The sequence below is a fragment of the Streptomyces sp. NBC_01497 genome, from assembly GCF_036250695.1.
In the GTDB taxonomy this organism is placed as follows: domain Bacteria; phylum Actinomycetota; class Actinomycetes; order Streptomycetales; family Streptomycetaceae; genus Streptomyces.
Window position 1 is genome coordinate 2,410,468 of sequence record NZ_CP109427.1, and the last position, 16,432, is coordinate 2,426,899.

8 protein-coding genes and 2 pseudogenes are annotated in these 16,432 nt (G+C 71.8%); 4 read left to right on the forward strand and 6 right to left on the reverse strand.

Features of this window, described 5'->3' with window-relative positions; genetic code table 11:
- Positions 1-441 precede the first annotated feature (441 nt).
- From OG310_RS10195 to glgB, 4 genes and pseudogenes are all read left to right on the forward strand, one after another.
- The gene (locus tag OG310_RS10195) at positions 442-2,430 is read left to right on the forward strand and encodes an alpha-1,4-glucan--maltose-1-phosphate maltosyltransferase (protein WP_329460107.1); all 1,989 of its coding nucleotides are present in this window, start codon (positions 442-444) and stop codon (positions 2,428-2,430) included.
- Positions 2,427-4,139 (forward strand): annotated as a pseudogene (gene treS, locus OG310_RS10200) (maltose alpha-D-glucosyltransferase); the annotation flags it as partial. The gene OG310_RS10195 and the pseudogene treS, both read left to right, overlap by 4 nt.
- Positions 4,140-4,603: 464 nt before the next feature.
- A complete protein-coding gene (locus tag OG310_RS10205; protein ID WP_443078597.1) occupies positions 4,604-6,049 on the forward strand; it encodes a maltokinase N-terminal cap-like domain-containing protein in 1,446 nt (481 codons plus the stop codon).
- 405 nt (positions 6,050-6,454) lie between these two features.
- The gene (gene glgB, locus OG310_RS10210; protein ID WP_329455558.1) at positions 6,455-8,881 is read left to right on the forward strand and encodes a 1,4-alpha-glucan branching enzyme; all 2,427 of its coding nucleotides are present in this window, start codon (positions 6,455-6,457) and stop codon (positions 8,879-8,881) included.
- Between the two features lie 209 nt (positions 8,882-9,090).
- On the opposite strand, the gene OG310_RS10215 is transcribed toward glgB, so the two are convergent.
- The 6 genes and pseudogenes from OG310_RS10215 to OG310_RS10240 form a co-directional block, all read right to left on the reverse strand.
- Entirely contained in the window at positions 9,091-10,227 is a 1,137-nt protein-coding gene (locus OG310_RS10215) for a glycosyltransferase (RefSeq protein ID WP_329455559.1), read from the reverse strand.
- Between the two features lie 26 nt (positions 10,228-10,253).
- Complete coding sequence (locus OG310_RS10220; RefSeq protein WP_329455560.1) at positions 10,254-10,880, reverse strand: TetR/AcrR family transcriptional regulator; 627 nt, start codon at positions 10,878-10,880, stop codon at positions 10,254-10,256.
- Positions 10,881-11,168: 288 nt separating this feature from the next.
- The gene (locus OG310_RS10225; RefSeq protein WP_329460109.1) at positions 11,169-13,397 is read right to left on the reverse strand and encodes a HelD family protein; all 2,229 of its coding nucleotides are present in this window, start codon (positions 13,395-13,397) and stop codon (positions 11,169-11,171) included.
- 297 nt (positions 13,398-13,694) lie between these two features.
- On the reverse strand, positions 13,695-14,042 hold the full coding sequence (trxA, locus tag OG310_RS10230; RefSeq protein WP_329455561.1) for a thioredoxin: 348 nt from the start codon (positions 14,040-14,042) through the stop codon (positions 13,695-13,697).
- Positions 14,043-14,281: 239 nt separating this feature from the next.
- Positions 14,282-14,674 (reverse strand): annotated as a pseudogene (locus OG310_RS10235) (MerR family transcriptional regulator); the annotation flags it as partial.
- Positions 14,675-14,919: 245 nt separating this feature from the next.
- Positions 14,920-16,413: a cation:dicarboxylate symporter family transporter gene (locus OG310_RS10240; RefSeq protein WP_443078598.1), complete on the reverse strand. Its 1,494-nt coding sequence runs from the start codon at positions 16,411-16,413 to the stop codon at positions 14,920-14,922.
- Positions 16,414-16,432: the final 19 nt, after the last annotated feature.

Sequence of the window (16,432 nt, forward strand, 5' to 3'; positions counted from 1 at the left end):
GCCGTACCTCCGGCGTACCGGGTCCGGACCTGTTCCGTTGGGCCGGTGCGTATGCCCGCCGGGGCAGAGTGTGCGGCGCGTGCCGAGGCGGACTCGCGCGCGGCGGCCGCCCGGTGGAGGATTGGGTGACCGCAGCGGTGCGAGGAGTCAACACACCGCCGGATTGACAAGCCCTCCCGCATGGAAGGCTCCCCCGTACGCACGGTCCTGGAGTGCCGTTCGGGTGAACGCGGGGAGGAAAGGCCTTGCTCGCATACTGTTCGCAGTCGATCAAGCAGCTACAAAGAACAGCAAAACGCGTACAAAATCTTTATCGCTCCCCCGTTGCCCGTATGGCACTCCGCCTGCCGTGCTCGCTGCGTGCTGGTCCACAGCACCGCCCGACCCGTACGACGTGTCCTGCTCGCCACGCCCGCCCAGCCCTCAGGTGATTCGGTGAAACTGATCGGTCGCATCCCCGTCCTGGACGTATCTCCCCTCGTCGACGGCGGCAGACGCCCCGCGAAGGCGGTGAGCGGTGAGACCTTCCAGGTCACCGCGACCGTCTTTCGCGAGGGTCATGACGCCGTCGCCGCCAATGTCGTGCTCACCGACCCGGCGGGCCGTCCAGGGCCCTTCACGCCCATGCGCGAACTCGCGCCCGGTACGGACCGCTGGGGCGCGGAGGTCACCCCGACGGAGGAGGGCGCCTGGACGTACACCGTCGAGGCGTGGAGCGATCCCGTCACCACGTGGCGGCACACGGCCGGCATCAAGATCCCGGCCGGACTCGACACCGAACTCGTCCTCGCGGAAGGCGCCGCCCTGCACGAGCGCGCCGCCGAGGGCGTACCGAAACGGGAGGGCCGCGAGTCGGTGCTCGCCGCCGTGGACGGGCTCCGCGACACCACCCGGCCGGCCGCCGCCCGGCTGGCGGCGGCGCTGACCCCGGAGGTGGACGAGGCGCTGGCGCGGCATCCGCTGCGGGACCTGGTCTCGCAGTCGAAGCCGCTGCCGCTGCGGGTGGAGCGCCGGCGGGCGCTGTTCGGGTCCTGGTACGAGATGTTCCCGCGCTCCGAGGGCGCGGTCGTCAAGCCCGGCGAGCCGCCGGTGAGCGGAACGTTCGCGACGGCGGCCGAACGGCTGCCCGCGATCGCCGCGATGGGCTTCGACGTGGTGTACCTGCCGCCGATCCACCCCATCGGATCGACGTTTCGCAAGGGCCCCAACAACACGCTCTCCGCGGGGCCCGAGGACGTCGGCGTGCCGTGGGCGATCGGCTCGGCCGACGGCGGCCACGACGCGGTCCATCCGGACCTCGGCACGATCGAGGACTTCGACCGGTTCGTCGAGACGGCGCGCGACCTGCGCATGGAGATCGCCCTCGACTTCGCCCTCCAGTGCTCCCCCGACCACCCGTGGGTCGCGAAGAAGCCCGACTGGTTCCACCACCGTCCCGACGGCTCGATCGCCTACGCGGAGAACCCGCCGAAGAAGTACCAGGACATCTACCCCATCGCGTTCGACGCGGACATGCGGGGACTCGTCAGGGAAACCGTGCGGATCCTGCGGTACTGGATGGAACACGGGGTACGCGTCTTCAGGGTCGACAACCCGCATACCAAGCCCGTGGTCTTCTGGGAGAAGGTGATCCGCACCGTCAACCGCACCGATCCGGATGTGATCTTCCTCGCCGAGGCGTTCACCCGCCCCGCGATGATGCGCACACTGGCCGCAGTCGGTTTCCAGCAGTCGTACAGCTACTTCACCTGGCGTACCTCCAAGCAGGAACTCACCGAGTACCTCACCGAACTCTCGGGGGATTCCGCGGCGTACATGCGCCCGAATTTCTTCGTCAACACGCCGGACATCCTGCACGCGTACCTTCAGGAGGGCGGGCGGCCCGCGTTCGAGACGCGCGCGGTGCTCGCCGCCACGATGTCCCCCTCCTGGGGCGTGTACGCGGGGTTCGAACTGTGCGAGGGCACTCCTGCGCGTGAGGGCAGTGAGGAGTACATGGACTCCGAGAAGTACCAGCTCAGGCCCAGGGACTGGGAAGCGGCAGAGCGTGAGGGCCGCACGATCGCACCACTGATCACCACGCTGAACCGGCTCAGGCGGCGGCATCCCGCGCTCCAGCAACTGCGGGACATCCACTTCCACGACGCCGACAACGACTCCGTCCTGGCGTTCAGCAAGCGGGCGGGTTCGAACATCGTTCTGGTGGTCGTCAACCTCGACCCGCACCACACCCAGGAAGCGACGGTCTCGTTGGACATGCCACGGCTCGGCCTCGCATGGCACGAGACCGTCCCGGTGCGCGACGAGCTCACCGGCGACACCTATCACTGGGGCAGGGCCAACTATGTGCGCCTGGAGCCGGGCGTCACGCCCGCGCACATCGTCGTCCTGCGACCGTCCCCGCCGATCGGAGGGTCACCCACATCATGATCGTCAACGAACCCGTCCACGACACCTTCGAGGACACTCCCGCGAAGGACCTCAACCCCGACTGGTTCAAACGCGCCGTCTTCTACGAGGTCCTGGTGCGCTCGTTCCAGGACAGCAACGGCGATGGCATCGGTGACCTCAAAGGCCTCACCGCCAAACTCGACTACCTGCAATGGCTCGGCGTGGACTGCCTCTGGCTGCCGCCGTTCTTCAAGTCCCCGCTGCGCGACGGCGGGTACGACGTGTCCGACTACACGGCCGTGCTCCCGGAGTTCGGCGACCTCGCCGACTTCGTCGAGTTCGTCGACGCCGCCCACCACCGCGGCATGCGCGTGATCATCGACGTGGTCATGAACCACACCAGCGACCAGCACCCCTGGTTCCAGGAGTCGCGCGCCAACCCCGACGGCCCGTACGGCGATTACTACATGTGGGCCGACGACGACAAACAGTTCGCCGACGCCCGCATCATCTTCGTCGACACCGAGGCGTCCAACTGGACCTTCGACCCGGTGCGCAAGCAGTACTACTGGCACCGCTTCTTCTCGCACCAGCCGGACCTCAACTACGAGAACCCGACCGTGCAGGAGGAGATGATCTCCGCCCTGCGGTTCTGGCTCGACCTCGGCATCGACGGTTTCCGCCTCGACGCCGTGCCGTACCTGTACGCGGAGGAGGGCACCAACTGCGAGAACCTGCCGCAGTCGCACTCCTTCCTCAAGCGGGTGCGCGCGGAGATCGACGCACACTACCCGGACACCGTGCTGCTCGCCGAGGCCAACCAGTGGCCGGAGGACGTGGTCGACTACTTCGGCGACTACGAGAAGGGCGGCGACGAATGCCACATGGCGTTCCACTTCCCGGTGATGCCCCGCATCTTCATGGCGGTGCGCCGCGAGTCGCGCTACCCGGTCTCCGAGATCCTGGCGAAGACGCCCGCCATCCCGAGCGGCTGCCAGTGGGGGATCTTCCTGCGCAACCATGACGAGCTCACCCTCGAAATGGTCACGGACGAAGAACGCGACTACATGTACGCGGAGTACGCCAAGGACCCGCGGATGCGCGCGAACATCGGCATCCGCCGCCGCCTGGCGCCGCTGCTGGACAACGACCGCAACCAGATCGAACTGTTCACCGCGCTGCTGCTGTCGCTGCCCGGTTCGCCGATCCTCTACTACGGCGACGAGATCGGCATGGGCGACAACATCTGGCTGGGCGACCGCGACGCGGTCAGAACGCCGATGCAGTGGACGCCCGACCGCAACGCGGGCTTCTCCTCCAGCGACCCGGGCCGGCTCTACCTGCCGACGATCATGGACCCCGTCTACGGCTACCAGGTCACCAACGTCGAGGCGGCCATGGCGTCGCCGTCGTCGCTGCTGCACTGGACCCGCCGGATGATCGAGATCCGCAAGCAGAACCCGGCGTTCGGCGTCGGCACGTACACCGAACTGCCGTCGTCCAACCCCGCGGTGCTGGCCTTCCTGCGGGAGGCGCCGTCGCCGGAGGGCAACGGCGACGACCTGGTGCTGTGCGTGCACAACTTCTCGCGGTTCGCCCAGCCCACCGAACTGGACCTGCAGGAGTACAGCGGCAGACACCCCGTCGAGCTGATCGGCGGGGTGCGCTTCCCGGCCATCGGCGAGTGGCCGTACCTGCTCACCCTGGCGGGCCACGGCTTCTACTGGTTCCGGCTGCGCAAGGACGCGACGCCCGTACCGCTGCCCTCGGGTCCCTCGCTCGGCGAGGGGGTCGGCGCGGCACCCGGCACCAAACCCGTTCCCGGAAGCCCGGAATCGGGTCCGGTCCCGGGGCCGGCGTCCGACGGTGCCGCGGGCGGTGCCCCCGCCGCCTCGCGGACGGCGCCGGCACCGGGCGGGACGCCCGACCCCGGTCAGCCACGTCCCTGAGGGGCCGGGGAACGAACGGAGCGGCACGCCGGCGCACGCCCGGCCGGCGGCGCCCGTGCGGGGCGGTTTCCACCGCCCCGCACGGGGCACTCTCACCGACGGCCGGTTCATGGGGCGCGGGCCTCGTGCGCGACCTCAGGTACGGGCCCCGACTCCGTACGGATCATCCTCACCCGACACATCCCGTACAGCCGGACAGCAATCGCCGCAATCCGGGACACTCTGCGCATCCTGTGGTGTACCCGGGGAAAGGACGCGCTGCCATGCCGAAGGCTGCATCCACCCGGAGTACCGCACGCCCGGCCGCCGTCCGGGGCCAGGCCCCGTCCGCCGCCGCGACGGCGATGGTCGACTCGCTCGCCCCGCTGCTCGCGACATGGCTGCCGCATCAGCGCTGGTTCGCCGGCAAAGGGCGCAGCCTCACGGCGCTCGTACCCGTCGCGGTCACCGAGCTGCTGCCCCCCGTACCGTCCGGCGGCGAGGGCCCCGGCCTGCTCCACCTGCTGCTGCGGGTCGAGCAGCAGGACCCCCAGCAGCCCCCGGCCGCACCGGCCGGCCCCGGCGACTGCTACCAACTGCTCCTCGGCGTACGGACATCGCTGCCGCCGCACCTCGCGTCGTCCCTCGTCGGCCGGGTGGAGCAGGGGCCGCTCGCGGGCCGTACGGTCTACGACGCGCTGCACGACCCGTACCTCGCCGGCGTCCTCATGGACCGGCTGCGCAGTGTGGACACCGTCGGACCGCTGCGGTTCGGCCGCGCGGGCCGCATCCCCGCCGGGCTCGCGCCCCGGCTGCTCGACGCCGAGCAGTCCAACACGTCCCTGGTCTACGGGGAGGCGTACATCCTCAAGATCCTGCGGCGGGTGGTCCCCGGCCCCCACCCGGACCTGGAACTCCCGCTGGCGCTCGCCGCCGAGGGGTGCGAGCGGGTGCCCGCACCGGTGGCCTGGTTCGAGGCCGCCGACCCGGCGGGCAGCGGCGAGCAGCTGACACTCGGCGTCCTCCAGCCCTACCTGCGCGGCTCCGCGGACGGCTGGCAGCTGGCGCTCTCCGCGCTCGCCGGCGGACATGACTTCCTGCCCGAGGCCCGCGAACTCGGCAGGGCCACCGCTCAGGTGCACCTGGCGTTGGCCTCCGCACTGCCGACGGTGGCGCTCGACAGCGCCCGCAGCGCCCAGCTCGCCGAGGCGATGAGCCGCCGGCTCGACACCGCGGCGCAGGCCGTGCCGGCGCTGCTGCCGTACGCGCCGGGTCTGCGGGCCGCGTTCGAGGCCCTCGGTGGTCCGGGCGCCGTGGCGAACGGCCGCCCCGCCCAGCGGGTCCACGGCGACCTGCATCTCGGTCAGACGCTGCGCAGCCCGGACGGCACCTGGTCCGTCATCGACTTCGAGGGCGAGCCGGCCAGACCCCTCGCCGAGCGCCGAAGGCCCCAGCCGCCGGTGCGCGATGTCGCCGGGATGCTCCGGTCCTTCGACTACGCGGCGCGCTCCCACCAGCCGTGGCGCGCCGACTGGGCGGCACGCTGCCGGGACGCGTACTGCGACGGGTACGCGCAGGCGGCGGGCACCGACCCGCGCTCCGAGCCGGAACTCCTGCGCGCCTACGAGACGGACAAGGCGGTGTACGAGGTGCTGTACGAGGCGCGGCACCGGCCCGACTGGCTGCCGGTTCCGATGGCCGCGATCGAACGTCTGGCGGCGCAGCGGTGAGCGGACGAGGCGGCCCGTGACCTGCGGGGCGGCCCGCACTCGGCACGCCGCCCCCGTTCCCCGCGATCGGCCCCGCTTCGACCGTCTCCCCCGCGATCGCGGGCCTGCGCGCTCCGGCTCCCCCGGCCCCGGACCACCGCCCCGAACCACCGGCGGCGCCGCCCCGGACGGTGGATCACCCCGGCCCCACTCCCCCGCACCCCGGGTGGGAACGGCCACGCTCCCACCGGGTCCGGTCCACCGCGACCGGACCGGGCGGGGCCCGGCCACCGGCCGTATCACCGCTCCCCCGGCCCACTCGCGCCACGGCCACCCGTCCAGCAGACTCGTACCACGCCGTCCCCCGCAGTCCTTACGACAAGCCCCGCCCACGCTCTGTCCGACGCTCGCCGAGGAGGCAGCACCGTGACCGCCCGTCCGCCGTCCGACACCCCGTCGGAGCCAGAAGTCTCCGCCCGATTCCGTCCCGCCAAGGCATCCGGTTCCGTACCGGTCGGCAAACCCGGCAAGCAGCCGCCCCGCAAACCGGTGCCCGCGCGCCGGGGCCCGGCCGGCGACGCCGCCGGGCCGTCAGGGGCGGCCGGCGGCGCGTCGAACGGTGCCACGGGTACGCCCCACGCTCCGGCCCTCGACGACGGCGACCGGGGGCGCCTGCTGCGCGGTGAACACCACGACCCGCACGGGCTGCTGGGCGCCCACCCGCTGAGCGGCGGCGGTGTGCTCGTCCGTGCGCTGCGCCCTTACGCGCTCGCGGTCACCGTCGTCACGGACGGGTTGACGGCCGAGCTGAACGACGACGGCGACGGGCTGTTCTCCGGTGTGCTGCCGCTCACCGCGGTGCCCGCGTACACGCTCCGCGTGCGCTACAGCGGCCCCGCCGCCGGCGACGGCACGGCCGAGGACGTGGTCGAGGTACAGGACCCGTACCGCTTCCTGCCCTCGCTCGGCGACCTGGACCTCCACCTGATCGCGGAGGGACGGCACGAGCAGCTGTGGAAGGCGCTCGGCTCGACGGTCATGGAGCACGAGGGCGTGACGGGCACCCGCTTCACGGTGTGGGCTCCGAACGCCCGGGGCGTCCGCGTGTCCGGCGCGTTCAACTACTGGGACGGGACGGCGCTGCCCATGCGTTCGCTGGGCTCCAGCGGCGTGTGGGAGCTGTTCGTGCCGGAGGCCGGCGAGGGCGACGTCTACAAGTACGACATCTGCACGCCGGAGGGCCACCACTCGCTGCGCGCCGACCCGATGGCGCGGCGGACCGAGGTGCCGCCCGCGACGGCGTCGATCGTGACGGTGTCGACGTACGCGTGGCGCGACGAGGAGTGGCTGGCCCGCCGGGGCGAACGGCCGGCGCACACCGCGCCTTTCTCCGTCTACGAGCTCCACCTGGCGTCCTGGCGTCCCGGACTCAGCTACCGCCAGCTCGCGGAGCAGTTGCCCGCGTATGTGACGGAGCTCGGCTTCACGCACGTGGAGCTGATGCCGGTCGCCGAGCACCCCTTCGGCGGGTCCTGGGGCTACCAGGTCACCGGCTTCTACGCGCCGACGTCGCGGATGGGCACGCCCGACGACTTCAGGTTCCTCGTGGACGCCCTGCACCGGGCGGGCATCGGGGTGCTCGTCGACTGGGTGCCCGCGCACTTCCCGAAGGACGAGTGGGCACTCGCCCACTTCGACGGCCGTCCGCTGTACGAACCCGGTGACACGACCAAGGCCGAACACCCGGACTGGGGCACGCTGACCTTCGACTACGGCCGCACCGAGGTCCGCAACTTCCTGGTCGCGAACGCCGTGTACTGGTGCGAGGAGTTCCACATCGACGGACTTCGGGTCGACGCGGTCGCCTCGATGCTCTACCTCGACTACTCCCGCGAGGCCGGGCAGTGGACGCCCAACGAGTACGGCGGGCGCGAGAACCTGGACGCGGTGCGCTTCCTGCAGGAGATGAACGCGACGGTCTACCGGCGCTGCCCCGGCGTGGTCACGATCGCCGAGGAGTCCACCGCCTGGGACGGGGTCACCCGCGCCACGCACCACACGGGCCCCGGCGGCTTCGGCGGCCTCGGCTTCGGACTCAAGTGGAACATGGGCTGGATGCACGACTCCCTGCAGTACATGGCCAAGGAGCCGGTGCACCGCAGGTACCACCACGACGAGATGACGTTCTCGATGGTGTACGCGTACAGCGAGAACTACGTCCTGCCGATCTCGCACGACGAGGTGGTGCACGGAAAGGGCGCCCTGGTGTCGAAGATGCCGGGCGACTGGTGGCAGCAGCGCGCCAACCACCGGGCGTACCTCGGCTTCATGTGGGCCCATCCCGGCAAGCAACTGCTGTTCATGGGGCAGGAGTTCGCGCAGGGCGCCGAGTGGTCCGAGAGCCACGGGCCCGACTGGTGGCTGGTCGACCCGTCCTACCCGGCGGCGGACGACCACCGGGGCGTACGCGACCTGGTGGCGGAGCTGAACGCGGTCTACCGGGACACCCCGGCGCTGTGGGAACGCGACACCGAACCCGAGGGGTTCGCCTGGGTCGACGGAGGCGCGGCGGAGGACAACGTGTTCGCCTTCCTGCGCTACGACCGGTCGGGCGCGCCGCTGCTCGCGGTGTCCAACTTCGCACCGGTCGTGCGCGAGGGCTACCGGCTCGGAGTGCCGGACGCGTACGAGGGCTGGACGGAGGTGCTCAACACCGACGCCGGCCGCTACGGCGGCAGCGATGTACGCACCGTCGAGGTGCTGAAGCCCGAGCCGGTGCCGTCGCACGGGCGCGAGGCGAGTGTGTGCCCGACGCTGCCGCCGCTGTCGACCGTGTGGTTCCGGCCGGTGTGACACCCGCCCGCACGGGGCCCTCAGCGGGAGCCGGCCCAGCTCTCGGCGCGGGCGGCGGTCCTCGGCGCGGGTGACCGGGGGATCCTCGGCGGCGGGCCGGCATCCGGTGCGACGTGACAGTTCTCGGCCGGTGGCCCCTGGTTCTCGCGGGGGCCACCGGCCGTCGACGTGGTGAGCGCCGCTGCGCGGAGCCGCCGGCGCTGCGACGCTCAGCTCAGGGCCGCTGCCAGCCGGTCGGCGATCTCCGCGGGCGAGGGCATGGACGCGATCTGGTCGGCCGCTTTGCGGGCGTTGTCCGCGTACACCGGGTCCGCGAGCACCTCGGCGGCGGCGCGGGCGACAGCCTCGGGGGTGGCTTCCTGCGGCGGTACGGCGACACCGGTGCGGGACGCGGCGACCCCGGCCGCCTGCAGGAACTGGTCGGCGCCCTGCGGGACGACGACGAGCGGCAGGCCGCGCGAGAGCGCCGCCAGGGTGGTGCCCGCGCCACCGTGCGTGAGGACGAGGTCGACACCGTCCAGCAGCTGGGCGAGAGGGGTGAACCCCACGAAGTCGATCCGCTCGTCGTCGATGTCGTAGTCGTCGGCGGACGCGGTCAGCCCGAGCGTGACCCGCAGGTCGATGTCGGCCCCGGACACCGCGGTCAGGATCGGGCCGAGGACCTGGGGCTCGGCGAAGTACGTGCCGAACGTGACGAGCACGCGGGCCCTGCCGCCCGGCGCCTTCACGCCCGTGGGGGACGCCGCCGGGGCGCCGGGGCCCTGGTGCGGCTCGGGCCGCAGCGCGAGCCGGCCCTGCGGGGCGGTCCAGCCGGGCGCCTGGATCAGGTCGGGGCAGGGGTCGAGGTACCAGCGGGCGGGGTTCATGGCAAGGCCCCGGTCGCTGAAGCGGCTCGCCGCGACGGCGGCCAGGCCGTCGGTGAACTCGGCGGGGATCGCGGGCCCGAAGGCGAGTGTCGCGAACGGGACGTCGAGCGCGGCGGCGGCGAGCGGGCCGACGAAGTCGCACGCCTCCGCGACGATCAGGTCGGGGGCGAAGCCGCGGGCCGCGGCGAGCGCGTCGTCGGCGGTGAGGTCGACGCGCGTGCCCGCGAAGAACTCCGCGACGGCCGCGGGGGTCGGGTCCGCGGCGGCGTTGACGCCCGTCCTGCGGGCGGTCTCGGCGAAGAGCACGTCGACCGACGGGCCGACGCCGAGCAGGTCGATGCCCTCGGGGGCCAGGACGGGCGCGAAGGCGTCGGACGTCATGACCGCGACCGCGTCGCCGCGGTCCCGGAAGGCACGGGCGAGCGGCAGCTGCGGGAGCAGGTGCCCGTGTGCGGGCGTGCTGGAGAAGAGTATGCGCATATTGACTAGAGTACGACTACATCGAATTATGCTGTCCCCGACACCCCGAGGACGGCGTAGGAAACCTGGTCCGCCAGCCATTCCTCGGCGTGGCGCCAGCTCCATTCGAGGCTGCGCAGCCGGCGCCACGAGCCGGGTCCCGTGTAGTACTCCAGGACCCGTGTGGCGTCCGCGCGGGTCATGCCGTCGCGCAGCAGACCCAGTTCGGCGAGGCGCGCCGAGACCAGGTCGAACCGTTCGCGCTGCAGGTTCTCCGCGCGGCCGACCGCAGCGGTGATGTGCGGATCGGCCGACGCGTTGTCGTACAGCACGGCCATGGTGCGGGCGTGGCGCCGGACGATCTCGCCCGCGCCGGCGACGGTGAGTGCGACGATCTCGGGGCCGCTGGTGGCCGAGCGCACGGCTGAGGTCGTCCGGATGATGGTCTCGTCCCCCGCCGCGCGCTCCATCAGGGCGACCACCAGGGACGGCTTGCTGCCGAAGGCCGCGTAGACAGTGCCCTGGGCGACGTCGGCGACCTCCGCGACGCGGGTGATGCTCACCCGCGCGTAGCCGTGCTCGGCGAACAGGGCCTCCGCCGCGTCCAGGATGGAGTTCCTGGTGGTGGCGGCGGACCGCTCGCGAACCGTGGAGCGATAAGGGCGACGTGTCATGGTTCCACTGTAGAAGCACCCTCCCCGCCCGATCGGCTGAGCGGGTTGTGCATTGACCGCAGTGCGGCTGCGGTCAATGCGGCCGGATCCCGGTCACCGCCCGGCCCGGGCCCACCGGGCCCTGACCGGCGCCGCCCGGGTGCGGTTGCCGCGTCCGAGGGGGCGCGGAAGCCGCTGAGGTGCGCCTTCCCAGCGGCGACGATCATGTACGCTCCCGCCGCGATCTCCTGGCCGGCAAGGCCTCGCCGGCCCGTCCCGGCCCCGCACACGTCGAAGCGAGGTCCCCGGCTACGACGTCGGCCGGTGATCCGCGTTGCGGACGATACCGAGCCACTGGGTCGGCCGCGTCAGCGCCACGTACAGGTCGTTGACACCGCGCGAGGAGCGGTCGAGCACGGCATCCGGGTCGACGACGATCACCCGGTCGAACTCCAGGCCCTTCGCCTGCCGGGGGGTGAGCAGCACCGTCGGACGGGTCAGGTCGGGGCTCTCACCGTGCGACGCGTCGGGAAGCCCGGCGGACAGGCCGGGCAGCAGTGCGGGGGGCGCGATCACCGCGAGCCGGCCGCCGTCGGCCGGTTCGCCGCGCCGCTCGCCGGCCAGGCCGGCGGTGGCCGTGACCAACTCCTCGGCGGGCACACTGCGCACGAGCGGCGCGACGCCGGTGGAGCGCACCGAGCGCGGCGGCACGAACTCCGGCTCCACCGAACGGCGCAGGTCCGCCGCGACCTCCATGATCTCCGCCGGTGTGCGGTAGTTGACGCCGAGCCGCTCCAGCGTCCAACGGTCGCCGACGTGCGGGCGCAGGATCTGCTCCCACGAGTCGCAGCCGGCCGGGTCGCCCGTCTGCGCCGGGTCGCCGAGCAGCGTCATCGACCGGCTGGGGCAGCGCCGCATCAGCAACCGCCAGGCCATCGCCGAGAGTTCCTGTGCCTCGTCCACGACGATGTGCCCGAAGGCCCAGGTACGGTCGGCGGCGGCGCGCTCGGCGGCGCTGCGCGTGTCGATCTCCTCGTGCCGCTCGGCGAAGCGCTCCGCGTCGATGATGTCGTGCGCGGCGAGGACCTCGGACTCCTCGTCCTCGAACTCGTACGTCTTGGAGCCGACGGACACGTCCAGCACGCCCTGCGCGTAGGCGACCTGCTCCTGCCGGGCGGCCTCCTGCGTCGCGCGCGTCGCGCTGTCGTCCGCGCCGAGCAGTTCCGCGGCCTCGTCCAGCAGGGGCACGTCCGCCGGCGTCCAGGGGCCCTCACCGCGCCGTACGAGCGCCTGCTCGTGCTCGGGCAGTTGCAGCGGGTCCGCGAGGAAGTCGCCGACCAGCCGCTGCGCGGTGAGGTCGGGCCAGAGTTCGTCGATCGCCGCGTGCACGGCGCGGCTGGTGGCGATCTCCTTGCCCAGCTGCGCGATGTCGTCAGGACCGAGCAGGTTGGGCCCGCCGTACGGGTCGCCGCCGATGCGCTCGGCGAGCTGCCCGGTCAGTGCGTCGATGACGCGGAACGCGAAGTGGGGGCGGGCGAGGTTGTGCGGGAGACCGGTGGCGCGGGCCGCGGCCCGCGCGTCCTCCGCGGTGGCGCGGTCCAGGGGGAGGGCCCCGTGGTCCTCGTGGTGGATCTCGGTGACGCGTTCGGGCACCGTCTGCCGGTCCCGTACGACGCGGGCGAGCACGTCGGCCATGGCCGCGGCGCCCTTGACCGCCGCGGCGGCCGGGCTGTCGGTGCCGGTGGCCACGACCCCGGGGAAGAGTTCGCCGGTCGTGGCCAGCAGGACGCCGGTCTCGCCGAGGGACGGCAGCACCTCGCCGATGTAGCCGAGGAACGCGGGGTTGGGCCCGACGATCAGCACGGCGCGGCGGGCGAGCTGCTCGCGGTGCGCGTACAGCAGATAGGCGGCGCGGTGCAGGGCGACCGCCGTCTTGCCGGTCCCCGGACCGCCCTCGACGACGAGCACGCCGTGGTGCGGGGCCCGGATGATGCGGTCCTGCTCGGCCTGGATCGTCTGCACGATGTCGGTCATGCGGCCGGTGCGTGCCGTGTTCAGCGCGGCGAGCAGCACCTCGTCCGCGTCGCGGTTCTCGTAACCGGTCCGGGTGGCGTCGCCGAGATCCATGATCTCGTCATGCAGATCGGTGACCGTGCGACCCTGCGTGGTGAGATGCCGGCGGCGGCGCAGTTCCATCGGGGAAAAGCCGGTCGCGAGATAAAAGGGCCGGGCGACAGGGGCGCGCCAGTCGATGAGGAGCGGGGTCCGCTCCGCGTCGTCCTCGCGCATTCCGATGCGGCCGATGTGGTGGGTCTCGCCGTTACGGAAATCGATTCGGCCGAAACAGAGCCCGGTCTCCACGGCATTCAACTGGGAGAGCCGCGCGGTTTCCTCCAGGACGTGCACGTCCCGCTCCAGTTTGGCCTGCCGACCGGTCCCCACCTGGGTGACGGACCGCCGAACCGAGCCTTCCGCACGGTCCCTGAGAGCATCGAGGCGCGCATACAGGCCCGAGATGAATTGTTGCTCGTTCTGCAATGCGTCGGTTGACAATTCGGCCCCTGCCCTAGTATGCTGCGTTCATTGAGCTCACCGCGCTCACTTCTCACACTCTCCGCCATCACGGAATCGCCGGGATAATTCCCGCCGCGTTGAAGCATGCGTGAGCACGGAAACCCCCAATATACGCAGAGAAACACCCCGTCCGTCAATTGACGAACGGGGTGTTTGTCCTTTTCGTGTCGTGTCCCGGCCGAGAACGGCCGACGCGATCGCCCGGGCGGCCCGGTGCCGGGCCACCCACGTCGCGCGCGGGGCGGGGCGCGAGCGACGGCCTCAGACGCCGAGCGGCCCGACGACGTCGTCGAGCTCCTGGAGCAGCCGCCGCTTGGGCCGGGCCCCCACCATCGACTTCACCGGCTCGCCGTCACGGAAGACCATCAGCGTCGGCATCGACAGCACGGCGTACTTCGCGGCGGTCGCCGGGTTGGCGTCCACGTCGATCTGCACGACCCTCAGCCGGTCCGCCTCCTGACGCGCGACGGCGCCGAGCACGGGGGCTAGTTGCCGGCACGGACCGCACCAGTCGGCTGTGAACTCCACGAGTACGGGCAGGCCGGGCGCGCGCACGACGGCCTCGAAATCAGCGTCGGTGACGGTGGCCACGCCTTCGATCTCGGTCATCTGCTGTCCTTCGGGTGATGGGTGGGGCGCTGAGGGCGGTGGTGCGTGAGGGCCTCGGAGAGTTCGCAGCGGGGCTCGGGAGCGTCCGAGGCGTACGGCTGGTGCGGGTGGTTCGGCTCGTGCGGGTGGTTCGGCTGGTACGGCGGTGCAGGCGTGAGCGGTGCCCGCGCCGCCCGCACCCCATCCGGACCGGGTCCCCCGGGCCCGGGGGATGTCGCAGGTCCCGGGGATGTCGCGGGCTCGGAAGGGGGAGCCGGCGACCGGGTGCGGCCACCTGCATGTGCGTCCTCCGCCCTGGCCAGGTGTGCCGCGACCTCGTCCCGCACGGAGGCCAGCTGATCGATCAGGACATCGAGCTCGGTCAGCTTTCGCCGGTAGACGGCGAGCGAACCCGCACACGCGTCGCCCGAGGGGTGTCCCGCACGCAGGCACTCCACGAACGGCCGGGTCTCCTCCAGGTCGAACCCGAAGTCCTGCAGCGTCCGGATCTGCTGGAGCAGCCGCAGGTCGGCCTCGTCATAGGTGCGGTGGCCGTTGACCATCCGGCGTGCGGGCAGCAGCCCGCGGGACTCGTAGTACCGCAGGGCCCGGGTGGTCGTCCCCGCCCGCTCCGCCAGTTCACCGATGCGCATACCCACGAACGTACGTCTTGACGTCGACGTCAAGGCAAGCCCTGGCACTCCGCCGGGTCCGCGGCAGCGGTGGACCAGGGCCGCGGTCCCGGCGCGGGCCCGGGCCGTGCCCGGTCGCCGACGGGCCGCGGGGCCGCGGACGACGGTGCGGCAGTCGGCGTCCGTGGGCGCCGGCACCTGACCGGCCCGAGCGGTTGCGCGTCCGCTCGGGCCGGTCGGTTCCAGGGCCGGTTGGGGGTGGGGGATCAGACCCCGGCCCTGGTCTGGGGCGCGGTGTCGTCACCGTGCCGGTCCGGTACGTCCTGGGACCCGCCGTCCTCGGGAGGACCACCGTCGACGGGGGGCTCGCCACCCTTCGGCAGGGCGCCGCCCACGGTGTTGCCGCTCTCGTCCATCAGTGTCGTCTCGTCGAACGGGACGCGGCCGGCGAGCACTTCGTCGAGGCGGCCCCGGTCGAGTTCCTTCGTCCAGTTGCCGACGAGGACGGTGGCGACCGCGTTGCCCGCGAAGTTCGTCAGGGCGCGGGCCTCACTCATGAAGCGGTCGATGCCGACGATCAGGCCCACGCCGTCCAGCAGTTCGGGCCGGTGCGACTGCAGGCCCCCCGCGAGGGTCGCGAGACCCGCGCCGGTGACGCCCGCGGCGCCCTTCGACGCGACGACCATGAAGACGAGCAGCGAGATCTGCTGGCCGATCGAGAGCGGCTTGTCCATCGCGTTGGCGATGAAGATGGACGCCATCGTCAGATAGATGGCGGTGCCGTCGAGGTTGAACGAGTAGCCCGTCGGCACGGTGATGCCCGCGACGGACTTGCTGACGCCGAGGTGTTCCATCTTCGCGATGAGCCGCGGCAGCGCCGACTCCGACGAGGACGTCGAGAGGATCAGCAGGAACTCCCGGGCCAGGTACTTCAGCAGCAGGAAGATGTTGACCCGGGCGAACAGCCGCAGCACCAGGCCGAGGATGACGAAGACGAAGACAGCGCACGTCACATAGAAGCCGATCATGATGACGGCGAGCGACTTGAGCGCGTCGACCCCGGTCTCGCCGACCACCGCCGCCATCGCCCCGAACGCTCCCACCGGAGCGACCCACATGATCATGGCGAGAATGCGGAACACCAGCCGCTGAAGGTGCTCGATACCGCGCAGGACCGGCTCGCCCGCCGGGCCCATCGCCTGCAGCGCGAAGCCGGCGAGCAGGGCGATCAGCAGGGCCTGGAGCGTGGAGCCCTCGGTGAAGGCCGAGACCAGCGTAGTGGGGATGATGCTGAGCAGGAAGTCGGGCAGCGAGTCGCTGGTGCCCTTGGCCTGCGCCAGGCCCGACTGGCGTACGGACTCGGTGAGGTGCAGGCCCTGGCCCGGCTCCAGGATGTTGCCGACGACCAGGCCGATGGCGAGGGCGACGGTCGACATCACCAGGAAGTAGCCGATGGCGAGGCCGCCGACCGCGCCGACCTTGGCGGCCTTGCGCACCGAGCCGATGCCCAGCACGATCGTGCAGAAGATGACCGGCGCGATCATCATCGTGATCAGATCGACGAAGCCGGTGCCGATGGGCTTGAGCTGGACGGCGGTGCCGGGGGCGACGAAGCCCACCAGGATGCCCAGCAGCACGGCAACCACCACGGCGATGTACAGGAAGTGGGTTCGGTCCCGCCTCGCGGCCACGTGTCCTCCTTGACTCGGGGTCCCGGTGACTATCCACCGCGCTGTGACCCCGGTCACCCTTCTGTTCATTTCGTTCATACGATTTCCA

Coding starts and splice junctions, on each gene's coding strand:
- OG310_RS10205 (WP_443078597.1), top strand. CDS start 4,604: ATGCCGAAGGCTGCATCCACCCGGAGTACCGCACGCCCGGCCGCCGTC.
- OG310_RS10215 (WP_329455559.1), bottom strand. CDS start 10,227: ATGCGCATACTCTTCTCCAGCACGCCCGCACACGGGCACCTGCTCCCG.
- OG310_RS10220 (WP_329455560.1), bottom strand. CDS start 10,880: ATGACACGTCGCCCTTATCGCTCCACGGTTCGCGAGCGGTCCGCCGCC.
- trxA (WP_329455561.1), bottom strand. CDS start 14,042: ATGACCGAGATCGAAGGCGTGGCCACCGTCACCGACGCTGATTTCGAG.
- OG310_RS10240 (WP_443078598.1), bottom strand. CDS start 16,413: ATGAACAGAAGGGTGACCGGGGTCACAGCGCGGTGGATAGTCACCGGG.